Source organism: Kaistia adipata DSM 17808, from assembly GCF_000423225.1.
In the GTDB taxonomy this organism is placed as follows: domain Bacteria; phylum Pseudomonadota; class Alphaproteobacteria; order Rhizobiales; family Kaistiaceae; genus Kaistia; species Kaistia adipata.
Genome location: NZ_AUHO01000006.1, coordinates 22,317 through 43,462, shown reverse-complemented (window position 1 = coordinate 43,462; position 21,146 = coordinate 22,317). Strand labels below are relative to the sequence as shown.

Annotated in this window: 17 protein-coding genes and 1 tRNA gene; 10 read left to right on the top strand and 8 right to left on the bottom strand. The window is 66.3% G+C overall.

Features of this window, described 5'->3' with window-relative positions; genetic code table 11:
* Positions 1–39 precede the first annotated feature (39 nt).
* The 6 genes from lon to G539_RS0100235 all read right to left on the bottom strand — a co-directional run bounded on the left by lon (position 40) and on the right by G539_RS0100235 (position 8,312).
* A complete protein-coding gene (gene lon, locus G539_RS0100260) occupies positions 40–2,472 on the bottom strand; it encodes an endopeptidase La (protein ID WP_029073436.1) in 2,433 nt (810 codons plus the stop codon).
* A 358-nt stretch (positions 2,473–2,830) separates the two neighbouring features.
* Positions 2,831–4,102, bottom strand: a complete 1,272-nt coding sequence (gene clpX / locus G539_RS0100255; RefSeq protein WP_029073435.1) for an ATP-dependent Clp protease ATP-binding subunit ClpX — start codon at positions 4,100–4,102, stop codon at positions 2,831–2,833.
* A 237-nt stretch (positions 4,103–4,339) separates the two neighbouring features.
* Positions 4,340–4,975, bottom strand: a complete 636-nt coding sequence (locus G539_RS0100250; RefSeq protein ID WP_029073434.1) for an ATP-dependent Clp protease proteolytic subunit — start codon at positions 4,973–4,975, stop codon at positions 4,340–4,342.
* Positions 4,976–5,262: 287 nt separating this feature from the next.
* Positions 5,263–6,615 (bottom strand): trigger factor, encoded by a 1,353-nt coding sequence (tig, locus tag G539_RS0100245; protein WP_029073433.1) that lies wholly within the window; start codon positions 6,613–6,615, stop codon positions 5,263–5,265.
* Positions 6,616–6,691: 76 nt separating this feature from the next.
* Positions 6,692–6,776, bottom strand: a tRNA-Leu gene (locus tag G539_RS0100240).
* 63 nt (positions 6,777–6,839) lie between these two features.
* Positions 6,840–8,312 carry an NAD(P)H-hydrate dehydratase gene (locus G539_RS0100235; RefSeq protein ID WP_245576771.1) on the bottom strand — a complete coding sequence of 491 codons (1,473 nt, stop codon included), beginning with the start codon at positions 8,310–8,312 and terminating at the stop codon, positions 6,840–6,842.
* A gap of 154 nt (positions 8,313–8,466) precedes the next feature.
* Between G539_RS0100235 and G539_RS0100230 the strand changes: the two genes are divergently transcribed.
* The 4 genes from G539_RS0100230 (at position 8,467) to G539_RS0100215 (ending at position 11,486) form a co-directional block, all read left to right on the top strand.
* Positions 8,467–8,898 (top strand): protein tyrosine phosphatase family protein, encoded by a 432-nt coding sequence (locus tag G539_RS0100230; RefSeq protein WP_029073431.1) that lies wholly within the window; start codon positions 8,467–8,469, stop codon positions 8,896–8,898.
* A gap of 231 nt (positions 8,899–9,129) precedes the next feature.
* Positions 9,130–9,468: a P-II family nitrogen regulator gene (locus G539_RS0100225; protein ID WP_018185381.1), complete on the top strand. Its 339-nt coding sequence runs from the start codon at positions 9,130–9,132 to the stop codon at positions 9,466–9,468.
* A 113-nt stretch (positions 9,469–9,581) separates the two neighbouring features.
* Complete coding sequence (glnA, locus tag G539_RS0100220; RefSeq protein ID WP_029073430.1) at positions 9,582–10,991, top strand: type I glutamate--ammonia ligase; 1,410 nt, start codon at positions 9,582–9,584, stop codon at positions 10,989–10,991.
* Positions 10,992–11,078: 87 nt separating this feature from the next.
* Complete coding sequence (locus G539_RS0100215; RefSeq protein ID WP_029073429.1) at positions 11,079–11,486, top strand: acyl-CoA thioesterase; 408 nt, start codon at positions 11,079–11,081, stop codon at positions 11,484–11,486.
* A gap of 242 nt (positions 11,487–11,728) precedes the next feature.
* Here the strand turns inward: G539_RS0100215 and G539_RS0100210 are convergent, their stop codons facing one another.
* Positions 11,729–12,613 carry an SMP-30/gluconolactonase/LRE family protein gene (locus G539_RS0100210; RefSeq protein WP_035829752.1) on the bottom strand — a complete coding sequence of 295 codons (885 nt, stop codon included), beginning with the start codon at positions 12,611–12,613 and terminating at the stop codon, positions 11,729–11,731.
* Positions 12,614–12,820: 207 nt separating this feature from the next.
* Between G539_RS0100210 and G539_RS0100205 the strand changes: the two genes are divergently transcribed.
* The 6 genes from G539_RS0100205 (at position 12,821) to G539_RS0100180 (ending at position 20,186) form a co-directional block, all read left to right on the top strand.
* The gene (locus G539_RS0100205; protein WP_029073427.1) at positions 12,821–13,768 is read left to right on the top strand and encodes a dihydrodipicolinate synthase family protein; all 948 of its coding nucleotides are present in this window, start codon (positions 12,821–12,823) and stop codon (positions 13,766–13,768) included.
* A gap of 29 nt (positions 13,769–13,797) precedes the next feature.
* Entirely contained in the window at positions 13,798–14,601 is an 804-nt protein-coding gene (locus G539_RS0100200; protein ID WP_029073426.1) for an NAD-dependent epimerase/dehydratase family protein, read from the top strand.
* A gap of 310 nt (positions 14,602–14,911) precedes the next feature.
* On the top strand, positions 14,912–15,997 hold the full coding sequence (locus G539_RS0100195) for a substrate-binding domain-containing protein (protein ID WP_029073425.1): 1,086 nt from the start codon (positions 14,912–14,914) through the stop codon (positions 15,995–15,997).
* Between the two features lie 269 nt (positions 15,998–16,266).
* Positions 16,267–18,501, top strand: coding sequence for an ABC transporter permease (locus G539_RS0100190; protein ID WP_210162763.1), 2,235 nt, complete (start codon positions 16,267–16,269; stop codon positions 18,499–18,501).
* Positions 18,502–18,510: 9 nt separating this feature from the next.
* On the top strand, positions 18,511–19,299 hold the full coding sequence (locus G539_RS0100185) for an ATP-binding cassette domain-containing protein (RefSeq protein WP_029073423.1): 789 nt from the start codon (positions 18,511–18,513) through the stop codon (positions 19,297–19,299).
* Between the two features lie 236 nt (positions 19,300–19,535).
* Positions 19,536–20,186, top strand: coding sequence for a nitroreductase family protein (locus tag G539_RS0100180; RefSeq protein ID WP_084639660.1), 651 nt, complete (start codon positions 19,536–19,538; stop codon positions 20,184–20,186).
* Here G539_RS0100180 and G539_RS0100175 read toward each other — a convergent pair.
* Positions 20,167–21,081 carry a DMT family transporter gene (locus G539_RS0100175; protein WP_029073421.1) on the bottom strand — a complete coding sequence of 305 codons (915 nt, stop codon included), beginning with the start codon at positions 21,079–21,081 and terminating at the stop codon, positions 20,167–20,169. The genes G539_RS0100180 and G539_RS0100175 overlap by 20 nt on opposite strands.
* Positions 21,082–21,146 lie beyond the last annotated feature (65 nt).

Genomic DNA, 21,146 nt, shown 5'->3' with positions numbered 1-21,146 from the left:
AAGGTGGCGGGCGTTCGATTCTGCACGGGATTCCGAAGCTCAGTGGGCCGTCAGCGCGGCTGCGGCGTCATCGTCCGAGACGACCGCTTTCTCGGTCGCCACCTTGCTTTCGTCCCAGGTGATCGGCTCCGGCTTGCGCACCAGAGCGTGAGCCAGAACATCGTCCATCCGGGCGACGGGGATGATCTCGAGGCCGTTCTTGACGTTGTCCGGGATCTCGGCGAGATCCTTCGCATTATCCTCGGGGATCAGCACCGTCTTGATCCCGGCGCGCAGCGCCGCGAGCAGCTTCTCCTTCAACCCGCCGATCGGCAGGACGCGACCACGCAGCGTGATCTCGCCCGTCATGGCGACGTCCTTGCGGACGGCGATGCCGGTCATGGTCGAGACGATCGCCGTCACCATCGCGATGCCGGCCGAAGGACCATCCTTGGGCGTCGCGCCTTCCGGCACGTGCACGTGGATGTCGCGCCGGTCGAACAGCGGCGGCTCGATGCCGAAATCAACCGCACGCGAGCGGACATAGGACGCCGCCGCCGAGATCGATTCCTTCATCACGTCGCGCAGGTTGCCGGTGACGGTCATGCGGCCCTTGCCGGGCATCATGACGCCCTCGATCGTCAGGATCTCGCCGCCGACTTCCGTCCAGGCGAGGCCGGTGACGACGCCCACCTGGTCCTCGAGCTCCGCCTCGCCGTAGCGATAGCGGGGAGCGCCGAGATATTCCTCGACGACCGCCTCGGTGACCGCGACCGACTTCACCTTGTTCAGCAGGATGTCCTTGACCGCCTTGCGCGCCAGCGTGGCCAGATCGCGCTCGAGGCTACGGACACCGGCTTCCCGAGTGTAGCGACGGATGATGAAGCGGAGAGCTTCCTCGCTCAGCGAAAACTCCTTCTCGTTCAGGCCGTGATTCTTCACGACCTTCGGCAGAAGGTGGTTCTTGGCGATGGCCAGCTTCTCATCCTCGGTGTATCCGGCGATGCGGATGATCTCCATACGGTCCATCAACGGACCGGGGATGTTCAGCGTGTTGGCCGTCGTCACGAACATCACGTTCGACAGGTCGTAGTCGACCTCGAGGTAATGATCGTTGAACGAGCTGTTCTGCTCCGGATCCAGCACCTCCAGCAGGGCCGACGACGGATCGCCACGGAAGTCCTGGCCCATCTTGTCGATCTCGTCGAGCAGGAAGAGCGGATTGGACTTCTTCGCCTTCTTCATCGACTGGATGACCTTGCCGGGCATCGAGCCGATATAGGTGCGCCGGTGGCCACGGATCTCGGCCTCGTCGCGCACGCCGCCAAGCGACATGCGGACATATTCACGGCCAGTCGCCTTGGCGATCGAGCGGGCGAGCGAGGTCTTGCCGACGCCCGGAGGGCCGACCAGGCAGAGGATCGGGCCCTTCAGCGTGTTGGCGCGGCTCTGCACGGCCAGATACTCGATGATCCGATCCTTGACCTTGTCGAGGCTGTAGTGATCCGCGTCGAGCACCTCCTGCGCGAAACGCAGATCATGCTTGACCTTGGAGCGCTTGCCCCACGGGATCCCGAGCAGCCAGTCGAGGTAGTTGCGAACCACCGTCGCCTCGGCCGACATCGGCGACATCTGGCGCAGCTTCTTCAGCTCGCCCATCGCCTTCTCGTTGGCTTCCTTCGAGAGCTTGGTCTTGGCGATACGCTCCTCGAGTTCGGCCAGTTCGTCCTTGCCGTCCTCCTGATCGCCCAGCTCCTTCTGGATCGCCTTCATCTGCTCGTTGAGGTAGTACTCGCGCTGCGTCTTCTCCATCTGCCGCTTGACGCGGGAGCGGATGCGCTTCTCCACCTGCAGGACCGAGATCTCGCTCTCCATCAGGCCGAGCACGCGCTCGAGCCGGCCGGCCACGGTCGGCAGCGCGAGGATCGCCTGCTTCTCGGGGATCTTGATCGCGAGATGCGAGGCGACGGTATCGGCGAGCTTGGAATAGTCGTCGATCTGCGTCACCGCGCCGACGACCTCGGGCGAGACCTTCTTGTTGAGCTTCACGTAGTTCTCGAACTCGGTCACGACCGAGCGCGCGAGCGCCTCGACCTCGACCTTGTCGCCGAAATCGTCCTCGAGCACGGTGCCATGGGCCTCGTAATAGGCCTCGTGGTCGGTGTAGCGCCCGATCTCGGCGCGCGCGATGCCCTCGACCAGCACCTTGACGGTGCCGTCCGGCAGCTTCAGCAGCTGCAGCACGCTGGCGAGCGTGCCGACGGGGAAGATCGCCTCGGGCGCCGGATCATCGTCGCTGGCGTTCTGCTGGGTCGCCAGCAGGATCTGCTTGTCCGCCCGCATCACCTCTTCCAGCGCACGGATCGACTTTTCGCGCCCGACGAAGAGCGGCACGATCATATGCGGGAACACGACGATGTCACGCAGCGGCAGGACCGGATAGAGTTCGTCGCCTGCTTCGAGGCCGATCGAACGCTTGGTATCAGCTGTCATGAGGCATTCCTTTCGAACCGATGCGGCCCCATCAGGCACCGCACGGCTTGGAGATGAACCAACGGCTAGGGGAAAGACGGCCGGTGGGTCGACTCGGGGTCTGAACGTCTTCCGACGCGTTGATCAATAGGTGGCGTCGCACCATCGGGGTGTCAAGCTGCGCGCCGCGCCACAAGGATGCACCAGCGGGGATTCTGCCGGCCAACGCCCGCACCGCAAGACGATGCCCGGAAATCGGCCGCGGGCGCCCTGCCCCATGCCGCCGGGTCGCGCCGCTCCGGCGCGCCGCGGCCGGGCGGCGGACAAAAAAAACGGCGGGGACTGGCCCCGCCGTTCGCATGCTGGATGATCCGGGCGATCAGGCGCCGGCGTTGGCGACGACCTCTTCCTCGCGCTCCGCGTAGATGTAGAGCGGACGGGCCGAGCCCTCGACGACCTCGGCCGAGATGACGACTTCCTGGACGCCATCGAGGCCCGGCAGGTCGAACATCGTCTCGAGCAGGATCGCCTCCATGATCGAACGCAGTCCGCGGGCGCCGGTCTTGCGCTCGATGGCGCGCTTGGCGATCGCGGAGAGCGCGTCCGGGTGGAACGTCAGCTCGACATTCTCCATCTCGAACAGGCGCTGATACTGCTTCACGAGCGCGTTCTTCGGCTCGGTCAGGATGGTGATCAGCGCCGCCTCGTCGAGGTCCTCGAGCGTCGCCAGGACCGGCAGACGGCCGACGAATTCCGGGATCAGGCCGAACTTCAGCAGATCCTCGGGCTCGACGCTGCGGAACAGTTCGCCGGTACGACGGTCTTCCGGCGCCGACACATTGGCGCCGAAGCCGATCGAGGTCGAACGGCCGCGATCCGAGATGATCTTCTCGAGACCGGCGAAGGCACCACCACAGATGAACAGGATGTTCGTCGTGTCGACCTGCAGGAACTCCTGCTGCGGGTGCTTGCGGCCGCCCTGCGGCGGCACGGAGGCAACCGTGCCTTCCATGATCTTGAGAAGCGCCTGCTGGACGCCCTCACCCGAGACATCGCGCGTGATCGACGGGTTGTCGGACTTACGCGAAATCTTATCGACCTCGTCGATATAAACGATGCCGCGCTGCGCCCGCTCGACATTATAGTCGGCGGCCTGGAGCAGCTTCAGGATGATGTTCTCGACATCCTCGCCGACATAGCCAGCCTCGGTGAGGGTGGTCGCGTCGGCCATGGTGAACGGCACGTCGAGGATGCGGGCGAGCGTCTGCGCGAGCAGCGTCTTGCCGCAACCGGTCGGGCCGATCAGCAGGATGTTCGACTTGGCCAGCTCGACGTCGTTGTTCTTCGCCGCGTGGTTCAGTCGCTTGTAGTGATTGTGGACCGCGACCGACAGCACGCGCTTGGCGTGACGCTGGCCGATCACATAGTCGTCCAGGACCGCGCAGATCTCGAGCGGCGTGGGAACGCCGTCGCGCGATTTCACCAGCGAGGACTTGGACTCCTCGCGGATAATGTCCATGCACAGCTCGACGCATTCATCGCAGATGAAAACCGTCGGCCCTGCGATCAGCTTGCGCACCTCGTGCTGGCTCTTGCCGCAAAACGAGCAATAGAGCGTATTCTTGGTGTCGCTGCCGCTGACTTTGCTCATCCGTCTACCTCGCTGCCGTTCGGATTCGAGCTCTCCAAACGACTTATTCGATGTCTCATCCGCACGATGCCGACCAACCGGCGATCGAGAATTCGGACCCTTTTTGCCCCGCGGACGGACGCACTCCGAAGGGTGCGATCCAACCATGCTAGGCGCGACATGATCAATAGATACTTAATGTCGCGACCGGCTGCCGTACAGCCGGCCGCCAGGGCTTCATTCCGGAATTCGGCGCGATCAGTCCTTCTTGACCGCTTCCAGAGCCTCGCGGCTCGTCAGGACCTGGTCGATCAGGCCGAACTCGACCGCCCTCTCGGCGACCATGAAATTGTCGCGTTCCAGCGCGTCCTCGACGGTCTTCATGTCCTGGCCGGTGTGGTGAACATAGATCTCGTTCAACCGCTTGCGCAGGCTCTCAACCTCGCGGGCGTGGATCAGGATGTCCGTCACCTGGCCCTGATAGCCGCCGGACGGCTGATGCACCATGACGCGAGCGTTCGGCAGCGCGAAGCGCATGCCCTTCTCGCCGGCGGTCAGCAGCAGCGAGCCCATCGACGCGGCCTGGCCGACGCAGAGCGTCGAGACGGCCGGCTTGATGAACTGCATGGTGTCGTAGATCGCCAGGCCCGACGAGACGACGCCGCCGGGCGAATTGATATACATCGCGATCTCTTTCTTCGGGTTCTCGGCCTCGAGGAAGAGAAGCTGGGCGGTGATCAGCGTCGCCATGTAGTCCTCGACGGGACCCGTGACGAAGATGATCCGCTCCTTCAGCAGACGCGAATAAATGTCGTAGGCACGCTCGCCGCGGTTGGTCTGCTCGACGACCATCGGCACCAGCGTGTTCATATAGAGGTCGATAGGATCCTTCATGATCTTCCTTCGGCGCAGTGGACTGCCACGATTACCTTGAGATGCCCCGGCCCGACCTCACTCGGCACGACCGATTCCCGGGGCTCGAAGGCCCATACATATGGTACGCCGTCTGTGTTCGGAAGGGGTGGCGGCGAGCCCATTCGCAGTCGTCATTCCTGCGGGGCCGGGATCCGTCGGTTCTGAAACGCGTCAGCCGAGCCACCGGCGGAATCCTGCCCCGGCGACAGCCGGAGCAGGAGATGTCGTGATCGACCGACCGAAACCGGCCGGCCCGGCGCAGCCGATCAGGCCTTCGCCTCTTCCTCGTCTTCCTTCATCAGCTCTTCGCGCGACACCGTCTTGTCGGTGATGTCGGCGAGGCCGAGCAGGTAGTCGACGACCTTCTCCTCGAAGATCGGGGCGCGCAGGCTGGCCAGCGCATCCGGGTTGCTGCGGTAGAAGTCGTAGACCTGCTTCTCCTGGCCAGGGAACTGGCGGATGCGGTCGACGAGCGCGCGCTGCACTTCCTCGTCCGTGACCTGGATCTCGTTCTTCTCGCCGATTTCCGAGAGCACGAGACCGAGGCGCACGCGGCGCTCGGCGATCTTGCGGTAATCGGCCTTGGCGGCCTCTTCCGTCGTGTCCTCGTCAGCGAAGCTGCGGCCCGAACGCTGCAGGTCCTGCGTGACCTGGTTCCAGACGTTCTGGAACTCCTGCTCGACCATGGTCGGCGGCAGTTCGAAGGCATGCTTCTCGTCGAGCTGGTCGAGCAGCTGGCGCTTGACCTTGGTGCGGGTCGCGGCGCCGAGCTGGCTCTGCAGCTGCTGGCGCATCGTCGCCTTCAGCTCGTCGAGCGACTCGATGCCGAACTTCTTCGCCCACTCGTCGTCGATCGTCGCCTCGACCGGAGCCGAGACTTCCTTGACGACGACGTCGAAGGTCGCGGCCTTGCCGGCCAGGTGCGCCGCACCGTAGTTCTCGGGGAAGGTCACGTTGAGGACGCGCTCTTCGCCGGCCTTGGCGCCGACCAGCTGCTCCTCGAAGCCCGGAATGAACCGGCCCGAGCCGAGCTGGACGAACGCGCTGTCATCGGCGCCGCCCTCGAAGGCCTCGCCGTCGATCTTGCCGAGATAGGAGATGGTCAGGCGATCGCCGTCGGCGGCCGCGCCGTCCTTCGGCTGGTACTCGGCCGAGTCGCGGGCGAGGCGCTTGACCTCGGCATCGACTTCCTCGTCAGTCACTTCGGCGACCGGGCGATCAATCTTGATACCCTTGAGATCGCCGACTTCGAACTTCGGCAGAACCTCGTAGGACATCGTGTAGGCGAGGTCCTTCTTGCCTTCGAGCACCTCGCCGGCATCGGCCTCGTCCTCGGGCAGGTCGAAGCTCGGCTGCAGGGCGGCGCGCTCGCCGCGCTCCTCGAGCGTCTTGCGGGCGTTCTCGTTCAGGATGTTCTGAACGATCTCGGCCATCGCCGACTTGCCGTAGATCCGGCGCAGATGTGCAACCGGCACTTTGCCCGGACGGAAGCCCTTGAGCTGGACCTGGCCCTTCATCTCCTCCAGACGCGCCGAGAGGCGGCTGTCGAGCTCGGTCGCCGGGACCACGATCTTGAGTTCACGTTTCAGGCCCTCTGCGAGGGTCTCGGTCACCTGCATGTTCAGCGCTTTCTGTCTTGATCCGATCGGTTCTTTGGCGTCTCGCCCGGTGGCATTCACGGCTTATTCCGAGCGTTGGTGCGGGCGGAGGGACTTGAACCCCCACGGCGCAAGCCACTGGAACCTAAATCCAGCGTGTCTACCAATTTCACCACGCCCGCAATAACCGGCCGCGGCTAGGCTCCGGCCAAGGTGGGGCCTCTATAGCATCAGCAATCGCAGGGTCAAACGAAAAGCCGCATGAACACACGGGGAAGCGCGTCGGCGAGATCTTCCGCGATCAATCCGCGCCCCAGCACGGCCCCGGCCTCGCCATGCAGCCAGACGGCGGCCGTCGTCGCCTCGTAGGCCGGCATCCGGTCCGCCAGCAGTCCGACGATCATCCCCGCCAGCACGTCGCCGGCCCCCGCCGTCGCCAGATAGGGCGGCGCGTTGTCGGCGATCGCGGCGAGGCCATCGGGATCGGCGACCGTGGTGTCGGCCCCCTTCAAGAGCACGACGGCGCCGGAGCGCGCCGCCGCCTGGCGCGCCCGGTCGAGTTTGCCCGGCAGTTCCGCGAGATCGGGAAAGAGCCGGGCGAATTCGCCGTCATGCGGCGTCAGCACCACCGGGGCGGCGCGATCGCGGATGCGAGTAAACAGCGCCTCGGGATCGGACCGAAACGCCGAGATCCCGTCCGCGTCGATCACCACGGCGGCGTCGGAATCCAGTGCCGCCTCGACCAGCGGGCGTGCCACGTCGACCGAGCCGAGTCCCGGGCCGAGCCCGACGCTGTTCAGGCGCCGGTCCTCGAGCAGGGCGGCGAGCCCCGCCGCCCCGTCCATCCGCTTCAGCATGATCGCCGTCAGATGCGCGGCATTGACCGCGAGCGCGTCCGGCGGCGAGGCGAGCGTCACCAGCCCGGCCCCGACCCGGAGCGCCGCGCGCGCCGCCATCCGCGCGGCGCCGGTCTGCGTCATGCCGCCCGAGACGACCACGGCATGGCCGCGATCATATTTGTGGCCATCGGCCTTCAGCGCCGGCATCGCGCCCCGCCAGAGAGCCGGCCGATTGAGCGAGGCGCGCGGCCGGATCTCGGCCAGCACGTCGGCAAGAATGCCAATGTCGGCGACCGTCAGTCGCCCGACATGCCCCCTGCCCGGCATCAGCACATGCCCCGGCTTCGGCCGAAAGAAGGTGACCGTCTCATCGGCCCGCACGGCGACGCCCATCACCTGCCCCGTCTCGCCCTGGATCCCGCTCGGGAGGTCGACGGCGACGACATGCGCACCACACGCGTTGATCGCCGCGATCGCCTCCGCCGCCTCGCCCGTCGCGGCGCGGTCGAGACCCGCGCCGAACAGCGCATCGACCACCACCGCCACGCCCGAGAAATCGAGCGCCGCCAGCGGCAAGACGTCGCCCCGCCAGCGATCGGCGGCCAGCGCGGCATCGCCCTTGAGGCGATCGCGCGGCCCGAGCAGCCCGAGCCGGACATCGAAACCGCGCTCGCGCAACAGACGCGCCGCGACGAAGCCGTCACCGCCATTGTTGCCAGGCCCGCAAGCGATCGCCACGGTCGCGCCGGTGCAGCGCGCCGCAGCGGCGTCGGCGACCGCGCGCCCCGCGATTTCCATCAGCGCGATGCCGGGCGTCCCGGCGGCGATCGTCAGCCGGTCCGCCTCCGTCATTTCGGCCGGCGTCAACAGCTCCAGCATCGGGCGCATCCTCGCAATCATGGGCCCCGGGGGCCGCCAGGGCCCGCAGCGGCCCGCAACCACAATAATCGTCTTCAATTGGCCTTGCGAACCTGCGACAAGCGAGACATGTCATCGGCTTCGTCGGCCGCAGTCCACAAACCGGAACAGCTCAATGACCGCATACGTCAAGATCAACGACAAGATTTCCATTGCAGGCCAGCTCGCGCTCGAGGATTTCCCGGGCGTCGCGGCCGCCGGCTTCAAGGCCGTCGTCAACAATCGCCCCGATGGCGAGGAAGCGACTCAGCCGTCCTCGGCGGATGAGGCGGCCGCGGCGGCCGCGGCCGGTCTCGCCTATGCCCATATCCCGGTCACAGGCGCCTCGATCACCGAAGGCGACGTCCGCGCGCTCCAGGCCTTCCTGGCCAAGGTCGACGGCCCGACGCTCGCGCATTGCCGCAGCGGCACGCGCTCGCTCACCCTCTATGCGATCGGCGAGGTGCTCGATCACCGCATGGACCGCAACGCCGTCATCCCGTTCGGCGCCGAGATCGGCATCGACCTGCGCGGCGCCGATGCATGGCTGGAGCGGCACGGCCGCTGAGCGCGGCCCGCGCAACGCAATTGCACGCTTGTTGTTCATTTGCCTATTATTTGAACAGCGAGCGAAGCGATCCCTAGGAAATTCCGCTCCAACGCAGCGCACCGCGCATAATTTTCCGGCGCTTCCCGCGAAGACCGGCAATTGGCACGGAGCCTGCAAGTGAGTGGCCAGGCCGACGATATCGGCCAGGTTGGCAGGCGACACAGGCAAGCATTCGGAGATGCGGAGGCAATGAAGAAGATCGAAGCCATCATCAAGCCGTTCAAGCTGGATGAAGTGAAGGAGGCGCTGCAGGAGGTTGGCCTGCAGGGCATCACCGTCACCGAAGCCAAGGGCTTCGGACGCCAGAAGGGACATACCGAGCTCTACCGGGGCGCGGAATATGTCGTCGACTTCCTGCCGAAGGTGAAGGTCGAGATCGTGCTGGGCGACGAGCTCGTCGAACGCGCGGTCGACGCGATCCGGAAGGCCGCGCAGACCGGCCGCATCGGCGACGGCAAGATCTTCGTCTCGAATATCGAGGAAGCCGTGCGCATCCGCACCGGCGAAAGCGGACTCGACGCCATCTAGTTTCCCCGCCGCCGGCGCTCCTGCTCGCCGGCCCCCGCGGCCGGCACCGCTGGCCGACTGCTTGCCTCAGCCTCGACCGGGCACACCCGTTACCTCATAGAAGGAAGACACGAATGACGACCGCGAAAGACGTCCTGAAGCTCATCAAGGAGCAGGACGTGAAGTATGTGGATTTCCGCTTCACGGATCCGCGCGGCAAGTGGCAGCACGTGACGTTCGACGTCTCGATGGTGGACGAGGAAATCTTCGCGGAAGGCACGATGTTCGACGGTTCGTCGATCGCCGGCTGGAAGGCGATCAACGAGTCCGACATGCTGTTGATGCCCGATCCGTCGACCGCGACGATCGACCCGTTCTTCGCGCAGTCGACGCTGTCGATCGTCTGCGACGTGCTCGAGCCGTCGACCGGCGAGGCCTATGACCGCGACCCGCGCGGCATCGCCAAGAAGGCCGAGGCCTATCTGAAGCAGACCAAGATCGGCGACACCATCTTCGTCGGCCCGGAAGCCGAATTCTTCGTCTTCGACGACGTCAAGTTCTCGGCCACCCCGTACAACACGGGCTTCAAGCTCGACGACATCGAGCTGCCGACCAACTCCGACACCGACTACGAGAGCGGCAACCTCGGCCATCGCGTCAAGACCAAGGGCGGCTACTTCCCCGTCCCGCCGATCGACAGCCTGCAGGACATGCGCTCCGACATGCTGGCGGCCATGCAGTCGATGGGCGTCGTCGTCGAGAAGCACCATCACGAGGTCGCCTCGGCCCAGCATGAGCTCGGCGTCAAGTTCGGCACGCTCGTGACGATGGCCGACCACATGCAGATCTACAAGTACGCGATCCACAACGTCGCGAACTCGTACGGCAAGACCGCCACCTTCATGCCGAAGCCGGTCTATGGCGACAACGGCTCGGGCATGCATGTGCACCAGTCGATCTGGAAGGAAGGCAAGCCGGTCTTCGCCGGCAACGAGTATGCCGATCTCTCCGAGACCTGCCTGTACTACATCGGCGGCATCATCAAGCACGCCAAGTCGCTGAACGCCTTCACCAACCCGCTGACCAACTCCTACAAGCGTCTGGTCCCGGGCTATGAGGCTCCGGTGCTGCTGGCCTACTCGGCCCGCAATCGTTCGGCGTCCTGCCGCATTCCGTTCGCGACCTCGCCCAAGGCGAAGCGCGTCGAAGTCCGCTTCCCGGATCCGGGCGCGAACCCCTACCTCGCTTTCGCGGCGATGCTGATGGCCGGCCTCGACGGCATCAAGAACAAGATCCATCCGGGCGCCGCGATGGACAAGAACCTCTACGACCTGCCGCCGAAGGAACTGAAGAAGATCCCGACGGTCTGCGCGTCGCTGCGCGAGGCTCTCGTGTCGCTCGAGAAGGACCACGCCTACCTGCTCGAAGGCGGCGTCTTCACGAAGTCGATGATCGAGGCCTATATCGAGCTCAAGATGGAAGAAGTCATCCGCTTCGAGCACACCCCGCATCCGGTCGAATTCGACATGTACTACTCGGTCTGACCGGGTCGGATACAGGATCCACGGGGCGCCTTCGGGCGCCCCGTTTCATTTCAGCGCCCATCAGCGCCCCATGCGCCAGGAGACACCATGACCACGGCCAGCGCGCCCGATTTTCCGCACCAGACGACCATTCCCGTCATCCGCACGATCGCGATGCCGCACGACACCAATCCGTCGGGAGACATCTTCGGCGGATGGCTGATGTCGCAGATGGACCTGGGAGCCAGCACGATCGCCACCCGCCGCGCGCGCGGCCGCACCGTCACGGCCGCCGTCGACGGCATGTCGTTCCTGAGCCCGGTCTTCGTCGGCGACGAAGTGACGATTTACGGCAAGGTGATCTCTACCGGGCGCACGTCGATCCGGGTGTTCGTCGAGACTTGGCGACGCAACCGGCAGACCGACGAGGTCAACAAGGTGACCGAGGCGACCTTCACCTTCGTCTCGATCGATGGCGACCGGAAGCCGCGCCCGCTGCCGCCCGAGGAAAGATAGAGGCGCTTTCGCCGCGACGGGCCATCTCCTTCTTCGGAGTTGGCCATCACAGAACAAGAAAGCCATTCGTTCAGCCTGGGTCCGGCGCCCCGGCGAAGGCCGGGGCCCATAAACACAGGCCACGCAAACGGTGGCACAGTCTTCTGGCCCGGAGCCTGAGGTCCTGGATCCAGGCCTTCGCCGGGATGACGGCCAGCGAAACGCATCGAGCCGCGCTGGCCGTATGACGCCCTCTTCTCTTCCTACACGTCGCGGAAGCGCGCCACCGGCGAGCCCGCGACGGGTGAGCGGCCGATGAAGACGGAGCCGGTCAGTGGCCAGCGCGCCAGCTGCTCCTCGGTGCGGCCGTCGCGCAGGCTGGTCAGAAACAGGGTCTTCATGTCCGGGCCGCCAAAGGCCGGCATGGTCGGCGCCGCCGCTGGCACGTCGTAGCTCGCCAGCAGTTCGCCCTCGGGCGAGAAGCGGTTCAGCTTGGCACCGGAAACGCCGGCACTCCAGTAGCAGCCTTCCACATCGGTGGCGCCGCCATCCGGCCGGCCGATCGTGTCGTCGAGCACGGCGATGCGCTTGCGGTCGCTGATCGCGCCGGTTTCGGGATCGAACGCCCAGCGGTCGATCCAGGGGCCGCGCGAATCGGAATGGAACATGGTGCGGCCGTCCGGTCCGAAGGCGAGTCCGTTCGACACCATCAGGCCGTCGATCTTGCGCTCGACATGGCCCTTCGCATCGACGCGATAGAGCGCGCCGATCGGCTGGCGGTCGGGACGCTCGTCCATCGTGCCGACCCAGAAGCAGCCGTCCGGCCCGACCTTGCCGTCATTCAGGCGGGTCTCCGGAATATCGGCCTCGATCTCGGCCAGGGTCTGGCTCTCGCCCGTCTCCGGATCGAACAGCACGACGCTGTCGCGCAGCGCGACGACGAAGCGTCCGGTCTCGGTCAGGCCGAACGAACCGACGACGGTGGGAAAGCGCCAGACCTGCGTCTCGCCGGTCGAGAGGCTGACCGCATGAATCGCTTTGTCGGGGATGTCGCAATAGAGCAGCCGGTTGCCGCGGTCGTCGTAGACGGCGCTCTCCGCCAGCTTGTGCAGGGTGGGAACGAGCGGGCGAAGGTCCAGATCCGTCATCAAAGACTCCTGAGATTGGCGGGGCGCAACCATGGCATGCCCGCCCCGCCGCGTCGACCGCCAGCGAGCCCCACCGCGCCTGCGATGCACGGCAGAGCTGTCAGCTCGCCTGGCAATCGGTCGCCCGAAACAGGCCGGGTTGTCATTTATCGTGGCCGAGTGGAGCGAAAAGATGTAATATGCGATTACAAGTTGATGGAGGTCCCGATGAAATCCGATGCCGTCACCCCCGCCGATCTCGCCCGCTCCGTCCTTTCCGTGCCGCCACTGCCCCGCGGCGCGGACGGCGCCCTGCTCGAAGGCGAGACGCGGCGCCTCGTCGACTGGCTGCGCGCCGGCGGCGTCACGACCTACATGTTCGGCGGCAATGCCAACCTCTACAACATGGGGGTCCGCGAGTTCGGGGCGCTGCTCGACCTGCTGGAGCGGATCGCGCCCGCCGATGGCTGGATGGTTCCCTCGGTCGGCGCCGACTACGGCAAAGCCTGCGACCAGGTCGACCTGCTGCGCGAGCGCGCCTTCCCGACGGCCATGCTGCTGCCCCTCACCTTCCCGGCCACGCCCGCCGGCGTCGCGACCGGACTTCGCAAGCTCGCCGACCGCTACGGCAAGCCGCTGATCGCCTATGTGAAGAACGAGGGTTATATCGAGGCGCGCGACCTCGCGGCGCTGATGGCCGACGGCGCAGTCTGCACGGTGAAATATGCCGTCGTGCGCAAGGATCCGGCCGAGGACCCGCTGCTCTCCGCCCTGCTCAACGCGACCGGATCGGGCGAGCGCATCATCAGCGGCATCGGCGAACGCCCGGTGATCGACCATGTCACGCGCTTCGGCCTCAACGCCTTCACCTCCGGCTCGGTCTGCATCGCGCCGCATCTTTCGATGGCGATCCTGAAGGCGCTGAAGCGCGGCGATACGGCCCAGGCCGCGACGCTCCGGGAGCAGTTCATCCCGCTCGAGGACCTGCGCGACCGCCATTCGCCGATCCGCGTCCTGCATGCCGCAGTCGCCGAGGCCGGCATCGCTGAGACGGGGCCGATGGCCGAGTTCCTCAGCAATCTCGACGATCCGGCGGTTCTCGCCTCTATCCGCGCCGCCGCCACCGCGCTGCGCGCCCGGAGCCTTGAGCATGGCAAGCCGGCCAACGTAGGCTGAACCGACGAGCCAACGTGGAGGGCCACGCCATGTCGCTCAATCGCGCCCTGCTGACGGGCGCCGCCGGCCATCTCGGCCGCGAGCTGCGCCAGCGGCTCGCCGGGCGGTTTCCCATCCTCCGCCTTTCCGACTTGGCCGAGATGGCCCCCGCCGGCCCCGGCGAGGAGGTGGTGCGCTGCGACCTGTCCGACGCCGCCGCCGTGACGGAACTCTGTCGCGGCGTCGACGCCATCCTGCATTTCGGCGGCCGATCGAACGAGGACGACTGGGACACGATCCTGTCGGCCAACATCGTCGGCGCCGTCAATCTCTGGGAGGCGGCCCGGCAGGCCGGGGTGAAACGCATCGTCTTCGCCAGCTCCAACCATGTGATCGGCCTCTATCGCCGCGACACCCGGATCGACCACCGCGCCCCGGCCGCGCCCGACAGCCGCTACGGGCTGTCCAAGGCGTTCGGCGAGGACCTCGCCGCCCTGCACGCCTACAAGCACGGCATCAAGGCGCTCTGCATCCGCATCGGCTCCTCCTTCGCGGAGCCGGCCGATGCCCGCCAGCTTTCGACCTGGATGTCGTTCGCCGACCTCGTCCGGATGATCGATGTCGGCCTCGAGGCCGACTATGTCTTCGAGATCGTCTATGGCGTCTCCGACAATTCGGCGAGCTGGTGGGACAACTCCAACGCCGCGCGGCTCGGCTACCGTCCCGCCGACAGCGCCGATCGCTTCTCCGCCACGCTCGCCGGCAAGAAGACCGAGGACCGCCTCACCGAGCGGACCCAGGGCGGCGTCTTCGCCAGTCACGAGTTCGACGGCGATCCCGACGCCCTGCCCTAGTCGGCGCCTGCCGGCAGGAAGCTGCCCGGAGCGTTACTCCGGGTTGCATCCAAAATCGCACACGACCCACAACAGACCATGCTGCATTGCAGCAAGTCAAAATACTCCGAATTTTTAAGCATTTAGTATTTTTGCGCTGCAGCACGCCAAAGGCGACAACTAGACTTTGATGTAAAATGATGAGGTGCGGCCCTCAATTTAGGAGGCACTGCGTCATGCCGCCGTTGCGGCCCCTCTTGACCTTGCCTATGCTGCGGCCATCTCGGACAGACGCTGGACGTCCCCGAGTTGGCTATTGGGGAGGATAGTTATGAAGAAGATTCTGAAGACGCTCGCGCTGGGCGCATCCGTCTCGCTGATCGCCACGGCGGCCTACGCCCAGGGCGGCGGCTCGCTCGGCAAGGCCGTCGGCGGTTATTCGTTCGAGGACGCGGCCAAGGAAGCGGCGACGACCAAGGATTTCCATTCCAAGGACGGCAAGCTGACCTTCGCCATCGTCACCCACACCGCCGGCAACGGCTTCTTCGACCCCACCTATGTGGGCGCGCAGGTGGCGGCCGACGCGTTCGGCATCAACCTGATCAAGCTCGGCTCCGAGGCACCGGTCGACGACATCCCGCGCGAAATCGAGATCCTGAACCAGGTCATCAACGATCCGACGATCGACGGCCTGATCATGACGACGCCGCAGTCGGGCGCCTATGACGACATCGTCAAGAAGGCCTTCGCCAACGGCATCCCGGTCGCGACCACCAACTCGTTCGACCCGGCGATCGCCAACCGCTCGCAGATCAGCCACACCGGCCAGCTGTCGTCGGCCGCGGCGATCGGCGGCGAGGCGCTCGCCAAGTGCATCCTCGATTCGGGCGCCAAGGGCGGCTCGATCATCTTCCCGTCGACGACCACGCTCGGCAACGAGGAAGTGAACCGCCGCGTCACCGCCGCCTTCGAAGCCGCCGTCAAGGCGCTGAACGCCGCCGGCCGCCTGAACGACTTCAAGGTCGACGCCGGCCCGGAGAACATCGGCATCGACGTCAACAAGGACGACATCGTCAACTCGGTCGTGTCGCTGATCGAATCGCGCGGCGACGTCGTCGGCGCCTTCGCCGCCAACGGCTTCGTCACCCCGGCGCTCGGCGACGCGGTGGCCCAGCTCAAGATGAACGGCAAGGTCTGCGCCTTCGGCTTCGACCTCGGCCCGAAGCAGCAGGAACAGATTCGCACCGGCGCGCTGACCGGCTCGCTCGGCCAGCAGCCGTTCCTGCAGGGCTTCTGGCCCGTCGCGCAGCTCTACCTCCAGATCGACCGCGGCGTCTCCGCCGCCAATCTCGACACGAGCGCCCAGCTCGTGACGAAGGACACAGTCGACCTGGTCGGCAAGCGCTTCGAGAACTGAGGCAACAAAGGGAGGCGTCCGGCATGCCGGGCGCCTCCTGGCCCTGAAGCGATGCCTGCCCAGCCGAGGCGAGACCGGCTGCCGTTCCGCTCCGACGAACGGCGGCGTGGTCGCAACGCCCCGTCAGCCCGGCATCTTGTCCGGTCCGAGCCTCGGCGACCCCGCCGGCAGAGCGGCCGAGCGCCGCGATCCTCCTGTATCCAGCAGAGCGCCCTGCACCCATGACTTCCACCACCCTTGCCCCGCCCCGCAGACGCCTGCCTCTCGAAATGATCGGAGGCTGGGAAGTCGGCCTGCTGATCTTCATGGTGCTGCTCTACATCGCGGGCGTCTTCATCAATCCGAAGTTCTTCGGCCAGACCGACGCGATCTCCGCGATCCTGCGCGACACGGCGCGTTATGGCGTCATGGCGGCCGGGATGACCTTCGTCATCATCAACAAGGACCTCGACCTTTCGGTCGGCTCGACCTTCGGCCTGGTCGCCACCGTTTTCTCGCTGGCCTTCTCGACGTCCTACTACGATCTCGGCATCGTGCCGTCCTTGGTCGCGGCCATCGCCGTCGGCCTCGGCGTCGGCCTGGTCAACGGCTATTTCGTCACCCATCTGCGGGTGCCGTCCTTCATCACGACGCTGACCATGCTGTTCATCGGCCGCGGCTTCGTGCTGGGGCTGACCGGCGGCAAAACGGTCTCCTACAGCGAGAAGGCGGCGACGGCGCCCTGGTTCTTCCAGATCGGCGAAACCAACGCGTTCGGCTTCAACAACCAGATCCTGATCTTCGCGCTGGTCACCATCGTCGGCATGTTCGTGCTCGCCAAGACGCGCTGGGGCTACGAGACCTACGCGACTGGCGGCAACGAGCTGGCGGCAACCTATTCCGGCATCCCGACCAACCGCGTGCGGATGCGCGCCTATGTCCTGTCCGCTCTCGCCGCCACGCTGGCCGGCCTGATGAGCGTCGCCCAGGACAAGGGCATCACCTCGCAATACGGCCAGGGCGCCGAGCTCATCGTCATCGCGGCCGTCATCGTCGGTGGCGCCTCGATCCTCGGTGGCCGCGGCCGCCTGCTCGGCGGCGCGCTCGGCGCCATCCTCGTCACGCTGATCGACAAGGTGCTGCGCGAAGGCATCCCGATGACGCGCATCGTCAAGGTCGGCGACGTCGAGATGCAGGTGCAGGGCATGGCGCAGCTGCCGCCCGGCGCCGTGCCGGCCTTCCTCGGCCTGATCCTGCTGATCTCGGTGCTGATCGAGCCCTGGATCATCCGCCGCAACGTCTTCCCGCGCCTCTGGGCCCGCCTGCGCGGCAAGCCCCTGCCGCCGATCATCGAAATGGGCGGCGTCGCCATCGAGGGCGCGCAGACCAAGGGTTCGACCTCCTCCGACCGCTCGATGAAGGCACGCGGCCCGATCGGCCACTTCCTCGCCCGGCGCGACGCGGCGGCGATCATCCTCGCCGTCGTGCTCTGGTGCGTCGGCCTCTATCTGCGGCCCGATTTCTGGGGCTCGCTCGACAACAGCTTCAACCTGATGCTGTCCTTCACCGAGGTCGGCCTGCTGTCGATCGGCATGACCTATGTCATCGCCAATGCCGACATCGACCTTTCGGTCGGCTCGGTGCTGGCGCTGTCGGCGGCGACCTGCGCCTTCCTGATGAAGCAGATGGGCTTCGATCCCTGGGCGGCGGCGTTCATCGCGCTCCTGGCCGGCGCCGCAGCGGGCTTCATCAACGCGCTGCTGACGGTGAGCTTCGGCCTGCCCGCCTTCGTCGCCACGCTCGGCATGTTCTACATGGCGCGCGGCGTCGGCGCCTGGCTGACGGCCGGCCGCCAGCTTTCGGCCTTCCCGGAGGGCTTCAACCTGATCGGCCGCAAGCTGATTGACGCGCTGACCTATTTCGGCATGGCGCCGACGCCGGGCACGCTGCTCTACGACATCGCCGCCGCGATCAGCGTGCAGACCATTTTCATGGTCATCGTCGCGGTGATCGCCGGCGTTATCCTTGCGCGCACCCCGTTCGGCCAGATGGTCTACGCCACTGGCGGCAACCGCCGCGCGGCCGACTATGCCGGCATCAACACGGCGCGGGTACGCGCGATCAGCCTGGTGTTCTCGGCGCTCTGTGCCGCCTTCGCCGGCGTGATCTATGTCGCCTTCCTGCGCTCGTTCAATCCGTCGGCCGGCCAGCTGCGCGAGCTCGACGCGATCGCCGCCGTCATCATCGGCGGCGGCTCGATCTTCGGCGGCTACGGGACGGTGCTCGGGGCGCTGGCCGGCGCGGCGGTGATCGCGCTGATCCGCTCGCTGCTGTCGCTGCAGCTGATCCTCGGCAACGGCCAGTCCTTCGTCATGCCGCAGCACTGGGTCAACGTCTTCATCGGCCTGATCCTGATCATCGCGGTGGTCGGCGACATCTGGTTCCGGCAGGGCGACCTGCTCGGCGCGATACGACGCCGCTTCTCCCGCAAATCCGGGGCCAGCCCCGAAACAGCTCACGTCTGAGAAACGCCCATGTCGGAAAACAAAGCCGCTCCCCTGATCGAGATGCGCCACATCTCCAAGGCCTTCGGCCCCGTGCAGGCGCTGAAGGACATCAACCTGACGCTCGGCGAGGGCGAGATCCTCGGCCTTGTCGGCGACAACTCGGCCGGCAAGTCGACCCTGATGAAGGTGATGACCGGCGCCTACCACCGCGACTCCGGCGACGTCCTCGTCGCCGGCAAGCCGACCCACTTCAAGAACCCGCACGAAAGCCGCGACGAGGGGATCGAGATGATCTACCAGGACTTCGCGTTGTGCGGGAACATGGACATCGCCCAGAACATCTTCCTCGGCCGCTGGCCGAAGAAGGGGCTCTTCGTCGACCGCAACCGCATGTATGCCGAGGCCGACCAGGTGCTGAAGCGGCTCAAGGTCGACGTGAATTCCGTGTTCCAGAAGGTCGAGAGCCTGTCGGGCGGCCGCCAGCAATCCGTCGCCATCGCCCGCGCCATCTCGTTCAATCCGCGCGTCGTCGTGCTCGACGAACCGACGGCCAATCTCTCCGTGATGGCGACCGAGCGGCTGCTCGAGACGATGGCCGAGCTGAAGCGGCAGGGCGTGGCGCAGATCATCATCTCCCACCGGCTGACCGACATCTTCGAGGTCGGCGACCGGATCATGGTGATGAAGCGCGGCCAGAATGTCGGCGACCGCTACATCAAGCACACCACCGAGCAGGAAGTGCTCGAGCTGATCGTATCGGGAACCCCGGAGACGGCGCTGACCGCCGACCAGGCCCTGGCGGCGCGCGCCGCCTGAATGAGGCGCCGCCCGGCGGTCACGGCGGGCGGCGACGCGATCGTGCAAAATCTTGCCCGTGCGGGCGCGTGAGGCTCGGGTTTCCGTTCACGTCGTGTCGAATTTGAGCAACATGTGCCTGATTCCTCGTCAGGATCGAACAGAAGGGCAGCCCTCGGCCCGGGCGCTTCCCTTGCAAAACCGCGCGGTCAGGGGCATCTCTCGGCGGTCCGCCCCCCGAAGACGAAAGCCTGTCCATGACCGATCAGGGCTCCCATCACCGCGCGCCGCCCGCGGCCTCCGTTCCGATTTATGACGACGCCTTCGAGCTGCAGTTCTCCCCCAACATGCTGGCCAAGCTGGAGACCCGGCGCTCGGTCCCCATGCGCGCCTTCGATCCCGCCCCGATTCCGCCGGATCACCTCAGCCACATCCTGACGATCGCCGCGCGGTCGCCCGACCACGGCCGTCTCGCGCCCTGGCGCTTCATCGTCATCGAGGGCGATGCCCGGCGCGTCAGCGGCGAGCGCTTCGACGCGCTCTATGCCTCGCGCAATCCCGACCGCGATCCCGCCAAGGGAACGATGTGGACGCACTACATGATGCGTTCCCCGGTCACGGTGATCGTCGTCAGCCGCCCCGACTTGACGTCGAAGATCCCGGAATGGGACCAGGTTCTCGGCGCCGGCGCCGTCGGCATGACGCTGATCCACGCCGCGTCCGCCTATGGCTATGCCACGCAATGGCTGCTGAAATGGCCCGGCCGCGATCCCGAGGCCGCCGCCCTGCTCGGCGTGCAGCCGGACGAACGCGTCGCCGGCTTCATCCATCTCGGCCGCCAGACCGAGCGCCCGGCCGATCGGCTCCGCCCCAACCTCTCGGACGTCGTCACGCACTGGGCTGGTTGACCGGCTCCCCGGCCGGCACGGCCGCCTGCTGTGCCAGCCGCATCTCGCGCCGGAAGGTATAGACGCCGGTCGCGACGACGATCACCGTGCCGGTCAGCGTCAGCGCGTCCGGCACGTCGCCCCAGACCAGATAGCCGATGATGACGGCGAAGATGATGCCGGCGTATCGGAACGGCGCCACCACCGCCATGGCGCCGAGACGCATGGCGAGGATCGACGTGCCATAGCCGCAAAGCAGCAGCACGGCGGCGGCGGCGAGAAGCGACCACTGCCGCAGATCCGGCCACGCCCACTCCTCCACCACCGACAGGCTGCCGCCCGCCAGCGTGACGGCCAGGGCCGTCACGGCGATGACGAGCAGCGTCGAGGTGCCCGGATTGAACTCGCGCGTGACCAGGTCGCGCAGCGTGATGAAGGCCATCGAGGCCAGCGCCGCCAGCGAGAAGACGTCGAAGCCCGACAGGCTTGGCCGCATGATCAGCATCACGCCGAAGAAGCCGATGGCGACCGCCAGCCAGCGCCGCCAGCCGACCGGCTCGGCCAGGAAGATCGCGGCGGCCGCGGTGGTCATCAGCGGCACGATCTGCCCGATCGCCGTCACATTGGCGATCGGCATATTGAACAGCGCATAGAGATAGAGCAGCGTCGCGCCGATCTCGCCGACGGTCCGCCACGCGACCAGCCCGTTGCAGACGGAGCGCCAGTTCCGATAGGCGCCCGTCGCCAGTACCACGCCCAGGATCACGACAAAGGCAAAGGCGCCGCGAATGAACAGGATCTGCCCCGTCGGCAGGCCCTCGCTTGCCAGCTTGATCCAGGTGTCGTTGATGATGAAGGCGAGATTCGAAAGCACCATCATGATGATGCCGCGGGACTTGTCGGCCAGAGCGGGCATGGGACTTCAGGCGATGCGCGGCAGCACGGCGCCGCAGATGATCCGGGTCGAGGCGGGTCGGCTCC